We start from the raw sequence: 11,459 nt of genomic DNA, 5'->3' as shown, positions 1-11,459 counted from the left end.
CTTCGATGACCTGAAGCAACTCGCTGTCGAAAACTGCGTAACTCTTTGTTTACCAAGGAGTTTTCCGTTTCGACTGCGCCGGAAGTGGGGCGAATTATAGACTTCCAGAATCTGCCGTCAACACCTATTTTCACATTTCTGTCATACGGGTCAAAAAAGCCCGAAAACACGAAGGCCGAGCCCCAAGGGGCTCGGCCTTCTTCCCTTCTACTTACAAGCTAGGGAATGCGAATTGCGATGCTTCATGGCTCGCACGCTGTGGCCAGCGCTGAGTAATGGCCTTGCGACGAGTGTAGAAGCGCACGCCATCCGGGCCATACGCATGCAGATCGCCGAACAGCGAACGCTTCCAGCCGCCAAAGCTGTGATAAGCCACCGGCACCGGCAACGGCACGTTGACGCCAACCATGCCGACTTCGATCTCATCGCAGAACAACCGCGCCGCTTCCCCATCACGGGTAAAGATGCAGGTGCCGTTGCCATACTCGTGATCGTTGATCAGTTGCATCGCCTCTTCCAGGCTGTTCACCCGGACGACGCACAGCACTGGCCCAAAGATCTCTTCTTTATAGATACGCATCTCTGGCGTGACGTTATCGAACAAGCAACCGCCCAGGAAGAAACCTTCTTCATGACCGGCGACGCTCAGACCACGACCATCCACGACCAGGGTTGCACCGGAGGCAACGCCGTCTTCTACATAGCCACTGACTTTGTCACGAGCCTGACCGGTAACCAACGGCCCCATGTCCAGACCACAAGTGGTACCTGCGCCAATCTTCAATGCCTTGATCTGCGGAGTCAGCTTGGCCACCAACGCATCGGCCACCTGGTCGCCAACACACACGGCTACCGAAATCGCCATGCAACGCTCGCCGCAGGACCCGTACGCCGCGCCCATCAGAGCGCTGACGGCGTTATCCAGATCTGCATCCGGCATCAGCACCGCGTGGTTCTTCGCGCCGCCCAGTGCCTGAACGCGTTTGCCGCGCTTGGTGCCTTCGGCATAGATGTATTCGGCAATCGGCGTCGAACCGACAAAGCTCAACGCTTTGACTTCCGGCGCTTCGATCAGCGCGTCCACTGCAGCCTTGTCACCATGCACCACGCTCAACACGCCTTTCGGCAGACCGGCTTCCAGCAACAACTGAGCGATCAACAGCGTCGAGCTTGGATCACGCTCGGAAGGTTTGAGGATGAAGCAGTTGCCGCAGACGATCGCCAGCGGATACATCCACAGCGGCACCATCGCCGGGAAGTTGAACGGAGTAATACCGGCGACCACGCCCAATGGCTGGAAGTCCGACCAGGCATCAATGTTCGGGCCGACGTTACGGCTGTATTCACCCTTGAGGATTTCCGGCGCCGCGCACGCGAACTCGACGTTCTCGATACCGCGCTTCAATTCACCGGCAGCATCTTCCAGCGTCTTGCCGTGTTCTTCGCTGATCAGTTGGGCGATACGTGCTTCGTTCTGTTCCAGCAGTTGCTTGAAGCGGAACATTACCTGCGCACGTTTGGCCGGCGGAGTATTGCGCCAGGCCGGGAACGCAGCCTTGGCCGAGTCGATGGCTTTCTGGATGGTTTCGCGGCTGGCCAATGGCAGTTTGTGAATCGCCTGGCCAGTAGACGGGTTGAACACGTCGGCCGTGCGACCGTCTTCGGTCACCAGTTCGCCGTTGATCAAATGCGGGATAAGGCTCATGCGGGGCTCCAGAAAAGTTGTCCACAGGCGCCCGTCAACGGGCGCCTCTATATAGAAGGGGAAATCAGTCGATTTTGTTCAGCACTTCGCCGACCGCGTCGAACAGACGATCAAGGTCTTGCGGCTTGCTGTTGAAGGTTGGGCCGAACTGCAGGGTGTCGCCGCCGAAGCGCACGTAGAACCCGGCTTTCCACAGCGCCATGCCCGCTTCGAACGGACGCACGATGGCATCGCCGTCACGCGGCGCGATCTGGATAGCACCGGCCAGGCCGTAGTTACGAATGTCGATGATGTTTTTCGAGCCCTTAAGGCCGTGCAGTGCATTTTCGAAATGCGGTGCAACGTCGGCCACGCTCTGCACCAGGTTTTCCTTCTGCAGCAGGTCGAGTGCGGCAAGACCAGCGGCGCAAGCCACCGGGTGCGCGGAATAGGTGTAACCGTGCGGGAATTCCACCGCGTACTCAGGCGTCGCCTGGTTCATGAAGGTCTGGTAGATCTCGGAGCTGGCAATCACTGCGCCCATCGGGATCGCACCGTTGGTGACTTGCTTGGCTATGCACATCAGGTCCGGGGTCACGCCGAAGCTGTCAGCGCCGAACATCGAACCGGTACGGCCGAAGCCGGTGATCACTTCGTCGAACACCAGCAGAATGTTGTGCTGATCGCAGATCTCGCGCAGACGCTTGAGGTAGCCTTCAGGCGGAACCAGCACGCCAGCGGAACCGGCCATTGGCTCGACGAATACGGCGGCGATGTTCGAAGCGTCATGCAGCTCGATCAGTTTGAGCAACTCATCGGCCAGAGCGATACCACCCTCTTTTGGCATGCCGCGCGAGTAAGCATTGCTCGCCAGCAGGGTGTGCGGCAGGTGATCGACGTCCATCATCGCCTGACCGAAGATTTTGCGGTTGCCGTTGACGCCGCCCAGGCTGGTGCCGGCGATGTTCACACCGTGGTAACCACGGGCACGACCGATCATTTTGGTTTTGGTCGCCTGGCCTTTCAGACGCCAGTAAGCGCGGACCATCTTCACCGCAGTGTCAGCGCACTCGGAACCCGAGTCGGTGAAGAACACGTGATTCAGATTACCCGGCGTCAGGTCGGTGATTTTCTCCGCCAGTTGGAACGACAGCGGATGACCGTACTGGAAGCCCGGCGAGTAATCGAGCGTGCCCAACTGCTTGGCAACCGCTTCCTGGATTTCCTTGCGGGTGTGCCCGGCGCCGCAGGTCCACAGACCGGACAGCGAATCGTAGACCTTGCGACCCTTGTCGTCCGTCAGCCAACTGCCTTCAGCCGCCACGATCAGTCGCGGATCGCGCTGGAAATTTCGGTTGGCGGTGTAGGGCATCCAGTGAGCATCGAGCTTGAGCTGGCTGGCCAGGGAGTTCGGGGCGTTTTCAGGCAAGTTCATGGGCAAAACCTCGCAAGGCAATAAGCGGCGTGGAGATGAAAAGCGTTCTTGCAGCTAAATTGCCACGGGGATAAAGTCGGTGAAATCCAACTTTTCTAACGTTCAGTCAGGCCAGCGCTAAACTATGAGCACTCGACGCCCCGATCCGCTGGCACAAGTCAGCGACTTTGATATCCGCTTGCTGCGGATTTTTCGCAGCGTGGTGGAGTGCGGCGGTTTCTCGGCGGCGGAGTCAGTGCTCGGGATCGGCCGCTCGGCGATCAGCCAGCAGATGAGCGACCTGGAACAGCGCCTCGGCCTGCGCCTGTGCCAACGAGGTCGCGCCGGGTTTTCCCTGACCGAAGAAGGTCGCGAGGTGTATCAATCGGCATTGCAGCTATTGAGTGCGCTGGAAAGTTTCCGCACCGAGGTCAACGGTCTGCACCAACACCTGCGCGGCGAATTGACCATCGGCCTCACCGACAACCTGGTCACCCTGCCCCACATGCGCATCACTCATGCGTTGGCGCAATTGAAGGAACGCGGGCCGGACGTACAGATTCAGATCCGCATGATCGCGCCCAATGAAGTCGAGCAAGGCGTGCTCGACGGCCGCTTGCATGTCGGCGTGGTGCCGCAGGCAAGCGCCCTGTCGGGGCTGGAATATCAGCCGCTCTACAGTGAACGTTCGCTGCTGTATTGCGCGGTTGGTCATCCGTTGTTTTATGTCGACGACAAACAACTGGACGATGAGCGCCTCAACAGTCAGGACGCCATCGCCCCGACCTTCCGCTTGCCGGCCGAGATTCAGGCGCATTACCAGGCACTCAATTGCACCGCCAGTGCGTCAGACCGCGAAGGCATGGCGTTTCTGATTCTCACCGGGCGCTACATCGGTTACCTGCCGGATCACTACGCCAGCCTCTGGGTGCAGCAAGGGCGCTTGCGCGCGCTGAAACCGACAGCACGGTTTTATGACTTGAGCCTTGCGTCGGTGACACGCAAGGGACGTCGCCCGCATTTGGTGTTGGAAAGCTTTTTGGAAAGCCTGGCCGCAACACGCTGAATAAGGTGGAAACCTGTAGGAGCGAAGCTTGCTCGCGAAGGCGTCGGCTCAATCAACATCAATGTTGAATGTAAAGACGCCTTCGCGAGCAAGCTTCGCTCCTACAGGGATTTGTGGTGGTCAGGTTTTATCGTGTCGGGACTTGTCTGGAGCCTGTGGTTGCGCTATCAACGCATTGGTTGCACCCACCCACCTGTTCGGAAGTGCCTATGACCTTTGAAGTCCCCGCTCACGGCGGCAAACCTGCCAGCCGCATTCGTCAGAAGAACGAAGAGACCATCATCAAAGCCGCCGAAGACGAGTTCGCCCGTCACGGGTTCAAAGGCACGAGCATGAACACCATCGCCCTGAATGCCGGGTTGCCCAAGGCGAACCTGCATTACTACTTCACCAATAAGCTGGGGTTGTATGTGGCGGTGTTGAGCAACATCCTTCAGTTGTGGGACAGCACCTTCAACACCCTCACCGCCGAGGATGATCCGGCCGAAGCGCTGACGCGCTACATTCGCGCCAAGATGGAATTCTCCCGCCGCCAGCCCCAAGCCTCGCGAGTCTTCGCCATGGAAGTGATCAGCGGCGGTGAGTGCCTGACCGAATATTTCAACCAGGATTACCGCGCCTGGTTCCAGGGCCGGGCGGCGGTGTTTCAAGCGTGGATCGACGCTGGCAAAATGGACCCGGTCGACCCGGTCAACCTGATCTTTCTGTTGTGGGGCAGCACTCAGCATTACGCCGACTTTGCCACGCAGATTTGCCGGGTCAGCGGCCGCACCAAGCTGACCAAGCAAGACATGGAAGACGCCGGCGACAACCTGATCCGCATCATTCTCAAAGGCTGCGGCCTGACTCCAGCCATTTAAGACTCTTATGCCTTTTACCCTCAGCGACTTTTGCGAATACCGCGAAGAGATTCGCAAAAGCCGCTTCATCACCTTCGCCGCACCGATCAGCAGCCCTGCTGAAGCCCAGGCGTTCATCGAGCAACACAGCGATCTGAACGCCACGCACAATTGCTGGGCGTGGAAACTCGGCGCCCAATACCGCAGCACCGATGACGGAGAGCCTGGCGGCACCGCCGGGCGTCCGATTCTGGCGGCCATCGATGCACAGGATTGCGACCAGGTCGCGGTGCTGGTGATCCGCTGGTATGGCGGCATTCAACTCGGCACCGGCGGCCTCGCCCGAGCGTATGGCGGCGGCGCGAACAAGTGCCTGCAAGCGGCACCGAAAGTTGAGCTGATCAGCCGCGTACCGCTGAGTTGCGCCTGCGGGTTTGGCGAACTGACGCTGGTGAAACTGCGGGTGGCAGAACTTGGCGGGCTGGTCGTGGAGGAAACGTTCACGGCCAACGGTGTGGAGCTGAAATTGGCGATGGGCGAAGCGCAGATCGACACCCTGCAAACGCAACTGGCCGATTTGAGTCGCGGGCGCATTCTGTTGCAGCGCTGAGCGCACCAACAACGCTCAACGCCCTTCCATCGATCCCGTGTATTTGCCCACATCTACTGTGCACCCGGCTGTGGATAACCTGAGCACATACCGCTGTAACCCTTCTGTCATGCGGCTTTGCGGGCATTGCTCACTTTTTGTTCAATACGCCTTCAAAAAGACTAAATCCACGTAAAAACAATCAGTTAGCGTGGTTTATCGCCTTTAGAAGAAAGCCGCTCAGTGCTTATGCCCGAGCTTTGCGCTTGCGCACAAATACTGTGGAGCAATCTGTGGATAACCCGTTCATGGCTGGCGCGACCCCATATCCGGCATGGCTTGCAAAGGGTTGCTCGTTTTTTGACCAAATCGGCCTGCGCAAAACCGGAGCCTGATCTACTGCTTCGCCCTTATGTGGTGCTGCGTCGGGATCGAAATGTGGCGAAGCGGCGCGCCCGATGCCTTGGCCGGCAAGCATTTTCAATTTTCCTGACTCAATGGCCAGGAAATTGCTTTATCCACAGGCACAACTCCATCGACCCGAGCCTGTTATGCCCAACCCCGTGCCGATCCCCGACCAAACGCCTCGCCTGCAACTGCGCAGAATCAGCAAACGCTACCCGGGTTGCCTGGCCAACGATGCCATCGACCTGAGTATTGCGCCCGGCGAAATCCATGCGCTGCTCGGCGAAAACGGTGCGGGCAAAAGTACGCTGATGAAAATCATCTACGGCGTCACCCACGCTGATTCCGGCGAAGTGATCTGGCAAGGCCAGCACGTGACCATGCGCAACCCGGCTCAGGCTCGCGGTTTGGGAATAGGCATGGTGTTCCAGCACTTCTCGTTGTTCGAAACCCTCAGCGTGGCGCAAAACATTGCGCTGGCGATGGGCGCGGCCGCCGGTACACCAAAACAACTTGAGCCAAAAATTCGCGAAGTGTCCCGGCGCTACGGCATGGCATTGGAACCGGAGCGACTGGTCCACAGCCTGTCGATTGGCGAACGCCAGCGGGTGGAAATCATTCGGTGCCTGATGCAGGACATCCGTCTGCTGATTCTCGATGAACCGACCTCGGTGCTGACCCCGCAAGAGGCCGACGAATTGTTCGTCACCTTGCGCCGGCTCGCGGCCGAGGGCTGCAGCATTCTGTTTATCAGCCACAAGCTCGGTGAAGTGCGTGCGTTGTGCCACAGCGCCACGGTGCTGCGCGGCGGTCGTGTGGCCGGGCATTGCGTGCCGGCGCAGTGCTCGGATCAGCAACTGGCGAAGTTGATGGTCGGGGAAGCGGCCGATCTGATCACCGATTACCCGAAGGTCGTGGGCGGTGATGCATTTTTGAACGTGAGCGCATTGTCGTGGCACAACCCCGATCCGTTTGGCTGCTCGCTGAAGGACATCGACCTGCACGTACGCCGTGGCGAAATCGTCGGCATCGCCGGAGTGGCAGGCAATGGTCAGGATGAGCTGCTGGCGCTGCTCAGTGGCGAACAACGCCTGCACCGCAATGACGGTGCAACCCTGCGTTTTGACGGGCACGCGGTGGCTCATTTACCGCCGGATGCCCGTCGAAAACTTGGCTTGGCCTTCGTCCCCGCCGAACGGTTGGGTCACGGCGCGGTGCCGGAGTTGAGCCTGGCCGACAACGCCCTGCTCAGCGCCTTTCAACAAGGCCTGCTGCGCAACGGGCTGATTCGGCGGACCAAGGTCAAAGCGCTGGCCGAAGAAATCATCCGCCGCTTCGGCGTCAAGACACCCGATGCGCAAACGCCGGCACGCAGTCTGTCCGGTGGCAACTTGCAGAAATTCATCCTCGGCCGGGAGATTCTTCAGCAACCGAAACTGCTGGTGGCCGCGCACCCGACCTGGGGCGTGGACGTCGGCGCCGCCGCGACCATTCACCGCGCGCTGATTGCCTTGCGCGATGCCGGCGCAGCGATCCTGGTGATCTCCGAAGACCTCGATGAACTGTTCCAGATCAGCGACCGCCTCGGCGCCTTGTGCAGCGGACGGTTGTCGCCGCTCAGGGCGACCGTCGACACCCGCCTGATCGACGTCGGCGGCTGGATGGCCGGCCAGTTCGACGCCCCTCAATCACTTGCGCCCGCAACGGTTTAACGGAGTTTCACATGCTGCTTTCCCTCGAACCCCGTGGCCAGCAATCGCGCCTGATGCTGTGGTGCTCGCCGTTATTGGCGGCGGCCCTGACATTGGCCTGCGGCTCGCTGCTGTTTATCGCGTTGGGCCATGACCCGTTGCTGACCTTGCACACCTTGCTGATCGCCCCGGTCAGCGACTTGTATGGCGTCTCCGAATTGTTGGTCAAGGCGCTGCCGATTCTGCTCTGCGCCTTGGGTCTGGCCGTGGCGTATCAGGCACGGATCTGGAACATTGGCGCCGAAGGCCAGTTGCTGCTCGGCGCGCTGGCCGGCAGTGCGTTGGCGGTGAACATTATCGGTCTGCAAAGTCGCTGGGCATTGGTGATGATCCTGCTCGTCGGCACGCTGGCCGGCGCGGCGTGGGCCGGGCTGACGGCGTGGCTGCGCACGCGCTTCAATGCCAACGAAATCCTCACCAGCATCATGCTCAATTACATCGCCCTGAACCTGTTGTTGTTCTGCGTACACGGGCCACTGAAGGATCCGGCCGGGTTCAACTTTCCGGAGTCGGCGATGTTTGGCGATGCCAGCCGTTTGCCGTTGTTGATGGAGGACGGTCGGGTGCATGCCGGCGTTTATTTTGCCCTGCTCGCGTTGGTGACGGTGTGGGTGTTGCTGCAGAAAAGCTTTGTCGGGTTCCAGATCAAAGTGCTCGGGCTGGACAAGCGTGCGGCGGGTTTTGTCGGGTTTCGCGAGAAACGGCTGATCTGGCTGGCGCTGTTGGTCAGCGGCGGATTGGCGGGGCTGGCCGGCGTGTGTGAAGTCACCGGGCCGATTGGTCAGTTGGTGCCGCAAGTCTCGCCCGGCTATGGCTACGCCGCGATCACCGTGGCATTTCTCGGGCGGCTCAATCCGGTCGGCATTCTGTTTTCCAGCCTGTTGATGGCATTGCTGTACATCGGTGGCGAGAACGCGCAGATGAGCATGAATCTGCCGCAAGCGATCACGCAATTGTTCCAGGGCATGATGCTGTTTTTTCTGCTGGCCAGTGACGTGCTGATTCTCTACCGACCGCGTTTGCATTTGCGCTGGACGCGTCGCGCATCAGCCACCGTCGTACAAGCAGGAGCGCTGTGATGGATATCGATCTGTTGAGCAATATTTTCTACGCCATGGTGCGCTGCGGCACGCCGTTGCTGTTGGTGGCGCTGGGTGAATTGATTTGTGAGAAAAGCGGCGTCCTCAACCTCGGCCAGGAAGGCATGATGCTGTTTGGCGCGGTGATCGGTTTTATCGTCGCGCTGAACAGCGGCAACCTGTGGCTTGGCGTGTTGCTGGCGATGCTCGCCGGGATGTTGCTGTCGTCGCTGTTTGCGTTGGTGGCGCTGGTGTTCAACGCCAATCAGGTGGCCACCGGGCTGGCACTGACGATCTTTGGTGTGGGCCTGTCGACCTTTGTCGGTGCGGCGTGGGTCGGTAAACCGCTGGCGGGTTTTGAGCCGGTGGCGATCCCTTTACTCAGCGAAATCCCGCTGATCGGGCGAATGCTGTTTGCACAGGATCTGCTGGTGTATCTGTCGTTCGCGTTGTTTGCGCTGGTGGCGTGGGTGATTGTGAAAAGTCGTGTCGGGCTGATCATTCAGGCCGTCGGCGAAAACCCGGATGCGGCCTGTGCGATGGGCTTGCCGGTGTTGGGCGTACGAACGCTGGCGGTGCTGTTCGGCGGCGCGATGGCGGGGTTGGCCGGGGCGTATCTGTCGCTGGCCTACACGCCGATGTGGGCGGAGAACATGAGCGCCGGTCGCGGCTGGATTGCCCTGGCGCTGGTGGTGTTTGCCAGTTGGCGGGTGTGGCGATTGCTGCTGGGGGCGTATCTGTTCGGGCTCGCCAGCATCCTGCACCTGGTGGCGCAGGGGTTGGGGCTGGCGATCCCGTCGAGTCTGCTGGCGATGCTGCCATATGTCGCGACGATTGTGGTGTTGGTGCTGCTGTCGCGGGATGCCGTGCGCACACGATTGTATGCGCCGGTGTCGTTGGGGCAGCCTTGGCAGGGTGGGCATTAGTGGTTGTCTGCTCCGGCCCCTTCGCGGGCAAGCCTCGCTCCTACAGGTTCGGCGCAAATCCTGTAGGAGCGAGGCTTGCCCGCGAAGGCGTCCGCACTGGCAACACCTGAGCCACGCCCCACGCCAATTCAAAAACCAGAAAAATCACCAACAGCGAACTGGCGCCATGGAGCAAGGCATAGAGCTGCCAAGTGGAGAACAGGAATCTGCCAACGGCGTCATACCGGCCATAAACCTGCTGCGGATCACGAATCCGCAGCACCGACCACACGCACACGATCGAGCCCAACAGGTTCGCCATCAACATGTGCATCGGCTCAAACGCCGGCAGTTCGCCGGGCAAATCCAAAGCCTGACTCAAACCCGCCAACAACCCATGCAACGCAGTAAAACTCCACGGTGTGACAAACGCCGCCGTCACGATCAAGTCATACCAGGCGCTGCCCCGCACCACGCGGCGATATTGCGTTGAAGTCCACATCGGCACTGCTCCATAAATTCAGGGAGCAACAAGCCTAAAGCCTGGAGTATGCTCCAGGGTCAAGCCCTCTCGAGACATCAACATGCGCATCGGTGAATTAGCCCAGGCCAGCGCCGTCAGCCGCGACACGCTGCGCTTCTACGAGCAGCGCGGATTGATCGCGGCGCAACGTAGCGCCAACGGTTATCGCGAATATCCGGATGACATGGTGCAACTGGTGCTCTACATCAAGACCGCTCAACGGCTGGGCTTTACCCTCGGCGAGATCGGCAACAGCGTCGCCGCGTTGTGGCGGTCGCCCGATCCGGACAGCGCCGTCACGCAATTGCTGCAAGACAAACTCAAACTGATCGAAACCCGAATGGACGAACTCGGCGCGTTGCGCAACGAGTTGCAGCAACGGCTCGGGCAGCGTTGTCCATTAAATCCGTGATCCTCATTCATCAAGGAAGCCACACATGTCCACGGCAAAAACCGCACTCATCATCGGCGCCTCCCGGGGCCTGGGCCTCGGTCTGGTGAAAACCCTGCTGGCCGACGGCTGGCAAGTCACCGCCACCGTGCGCAACCCGCAGAACGCCGACGCCTTGCAGGCGCTGGGCAAGGTGCGGATCGAAAAACTCGACATGGATGATCAGCAGGCCGTCATTGCCCTGAGTCAGCAACTCAAGGGCGAAGTGTTTGATCTGTTGTTCGTGAATGCCGGGGTAAAAGGCCCTGACGTGCAGACGCCGGGCGGTGCGACGCTGGCTGAAGTCGGTCAGTTGTTCTTCACCAATGCGGTGGCGCCGATCAACCTGGCACAACGTTTTGTCGGGCAGATTCGCCCGGACAGCGGCGTGCTGGCGTTCATGAGTTCGGTGCTCGGCAGCGTGACCATGCCGGACGCGCCGGAACTTGCGTTGTACAAGGCGAGCAAGGCTGCATTGAACTCGATGACCAACAGCTTTGTGACGCAATTGGGCGATCAGAAACTGACGGTGCTGTCGCTGCATCCGGGCTGGGTGAAAACCGACATGGGCGGTGAAGGCGCTGACATCGACGTGGAAACCAGTGTGCGCGGGTTGGTGGATCAGGTGAATGCTTACACCGGCAAGGGTGGGCACCACTTCGTGAACTACAGGGGTGAAAACATTCCCTGGTAAGACATCATTTCTGTAGGAGCCGGCTTGCTGGCGATGCAGGCGCCTCGGTCTTTCAGTGATACCGAGGCGATGCTATCGCC

Annotated in this window: 11 protein-coding genes; 8 read left to right on the top strand and 3 right to left on the bottom strand. The window is 59.8% G+C overall.

Features of this window, described 5'->3' with window-relative positions:
- Positions 1-211: 211 nt before the first annotated feature.
- Both KGA82_RS25745 and KGA82_RS25740 read right to left on the bottom strand, forming a co-directional pair.
- Positions 212-1,705: a CoA-acylating methylmalonate-semialdehyde dehydrogenase gene (locus KGA82_RS25745; protein WP_008031364.1), complete on the bottom strand. Its 1,494-nt coding sequence runs from the start codon at positions 1,703-1,705 to the stop codon at positions 212-214.
- 64 nt (positions 1,706-1,769) lie between these two features.
- Complete coding sequence (locus KGA82_RS25740; protein WP_192227006.1) at positions 1,770-3,119, bottom strand: aspartate aminotransferase family protein; 1,350 nt, start codon at positions 3,117-3,119, stop codon at positions 1,770-1,772.
- A 124-nt stretch (positions 3,120-3,243) separates the two neighbouring features.
- On the opposite strand from KGA82_RS25740, the gene KGA82_RS25735 reads away from it, so the two are divergent.
- From KGA82_RS25735 to KGA82_RS25710, 6 genes are all read left to right on the top strand, one after another.
- A complete protein-coding gene (locus KGA82_RS25735; protein WP_008031360.1) occupies positions 3,244-4,164 on the top strand; it encodes a LysR family transcriptional regulator in 921 nt (306 codons plus the stop codon).
- A gap of 209 nt (positions 4,165-4,373) precedes the next feature.
- Complete coding sequence (locus KGA82_RS25730) at positions 4,374-5,024, top strand: TetR/AcrR family transcriptional regulator (protein ID WP_008031358.1); 651 nt, start codon at positions 4,374-4,376, stop codon at positions 5,022-5,024.
- A gap of 7 nt (positions 5,025-5,031) precedes the next feature.
- A complete protein-coding gene (locus KGA82_RS25725) occupies positions 5,032-5,613 on the top strand; it encodes an IMPACT family protein (RefSeq protein WP_192420876.1) in 582 nt (193 codons plus the stop codon).
- Between the two features lie 530 nt (positions 5,614-6,143).
- A complete protein-coding gene (locus tag KGA82_RS25720; RefSeq protein WP_223453053.1) occupies positions 6,144-7,709 on the top strand; it encodes an ABC transporter ATP-binding protein in 1,566 nt (521 codons plus the stop codon).
- An 11-nt stretch (positions 7,710-7,720) separates the two neighbouring features.
- The gene (locus KGA82_RS25715) at positions 7,721-8,827 is read left to right on the top strand and encodes an ABC transporter permease (protein ID WP_223453050.1); all 1,107 of its coding nucleotides are present in this window, start codon (positions 7,721-7,723) and stop codon (positions 8,825-8,827) included.
- The gene (locus KGA82_RS25710; protein ID WP_192227002.1) at positions 8,827-9,753 is read left to right on the top strand and encodes an ABC transporter permease; all 927 of its coding nucleotides are present in this window, start codon (positions 8,827-8,829) and stop codon (positions 9,751-9,753) included. The genes KGA82_RS25715 and KGA82_RS25710 overlap by 1 nt, the downstream gene beginning before the upstream one ends.
- 40 nt (positions 9,754-9,793) lie before the next feature.
- On the opposite strand, the gene KGA82_RS25705 is transcribed toward KGA82_RS25710, so the two are convergent.
- On the bottom strand, positions 9,794-10,234 hold the full coding sequence (locus KGA82_RS25705; protein ID WP_223453048.1) for a hypothetical protein: 441 nt from the start codon (positions 10,232-10,234) through the stop codon (positions 9,794-9,796).
- Between the two features lie 82 nt (positions 10,235-10,316).
- On the opposite strand from KGA82_RS25705, the gene KGA82_RS25700 reads away from it, so the two are divergent.
- Positions 10,317-10,667, top strand: coding sequence for a MerR family transcriptional regulator (locus KGA82_RS25700; RefSeq protein ID WP_008038769.1), 351 nt, complete (start codon positions 10,317-10,319; stop codon positions 10,665-10,667).
- 25 nt (positions 10,668-10,692) lie between these two features.
- The gene (locus KGA82_RS25695; protein ID WP_008038768.1) at positions 10,693-11,379 is read left to right on the top strand and encodes an SDR family oxidoreductase; all 687 of its coding nucleotides are present in this window, start codon (positions 10,693-10,695) and stop codon (positions 11,377-11,379) included.
- The last annotated feature ends 80 nt before the right edge of the window (positions 11,380-11,459 follow it).

The sequence above is a fragment of the Pseudomonas sp. BF-RE-22 genome, assembly GCF_019956155.1.
Taxonomy (GTDB): domain Bacteria; phylum Pseudomonadota; class Gammaproteobacteria; order Pseudomonadales; family Pseudomonadaceae; genus Aquipseudomonas; species Aquipseudomonas migulae.
The sequence above is the reverse complement of the archived record's forward strand: the minus strand, read 5'-3'. Positions and strand labels throughout refer to the sequence as shown.

Excerpts from the sequence above, each read along its gene's own strand:
- KGA82_RS25700 (WP_008038769.1), top strand. The coding sequence starts at position 10,317 with ATGCGCATCGGTGAATTAGCCCAGGCCAGCGCCGTCAGCCGCGACACG.
- KGA82_RS25740 (WP_192227006.1), bottom strand. The coding sequence starts at position 3,119 with ATGAACTTGCCTGAAAACGCCCCGAACTCCCTGGCCAGCCAGCTCAAG.
- KGA82_RS25710 (WP_192227002.1), top strand. The coding sequence starts at position 8,827 with ATGGATATCGATCTGTTGAGCAATATTTTCTACGCCATGGTGCGCTGC.
- KGA82_RS25695 (WP_008038768.1), top strand. The coding sequence starts at position 10,693 with ATGTCCACGGCAAAAACCGCACTCATCATCGGCGCCTCCCGGGGCCTG.
- KGA82_RS25730 (WP_008031358.1), top strand. The coding sequence starts at position 4,374 with ATGACCTTTGAAGTCCCCGCTCACGGCGGCAAACCTGCCAGCCGCATT.
- KGA82_RS25745 (WP_008031364.1), bottom strand. The coding sequence starts at position 1,705 with ATGAGCCTTATCCCGCATTTGATCAACGGCGAACTGGTGACCGAAGAC.
- KGA82_RS25735 (WP_008031360.1), top strand. The coding sequence starts at position 3,244 with ATGAGCACTCGACGCCCCGATCCGCTGGCACAAGTCAGCGACTTTGAT.
- KGA82_RS25725 (WP_192420876.1), top strand. The coding sequence starts at position 5,032 with ATGCCTTTTACCCTCAGCGACTTTTGCGAATACCGCGAAGAGATTCGC.
- KGA82_RS25715 (WP_223453050.1), top strand. The coding sequence starts at position 7,721 with ATGCTGCTTTCCCTCGAACCCCGTGGCCAGCAATCGCGCCTGATGCTG.
- KGA82_RS25705 (WP_223453048.1), bottom strand. The coding sequence starts at position 10,234 with ATGTGGACTTCAACGCAATATCGCCGCGTGGTGCGGGGCAGCGCCTGG.
- KGA82_RS25720 (WP_223453053.1), top strand. The coding sequence starts at position 6,144 with ATGCCCAACCCCGTGCCGATCCCCGACCAAACGCCTCGCCTGCAACTG.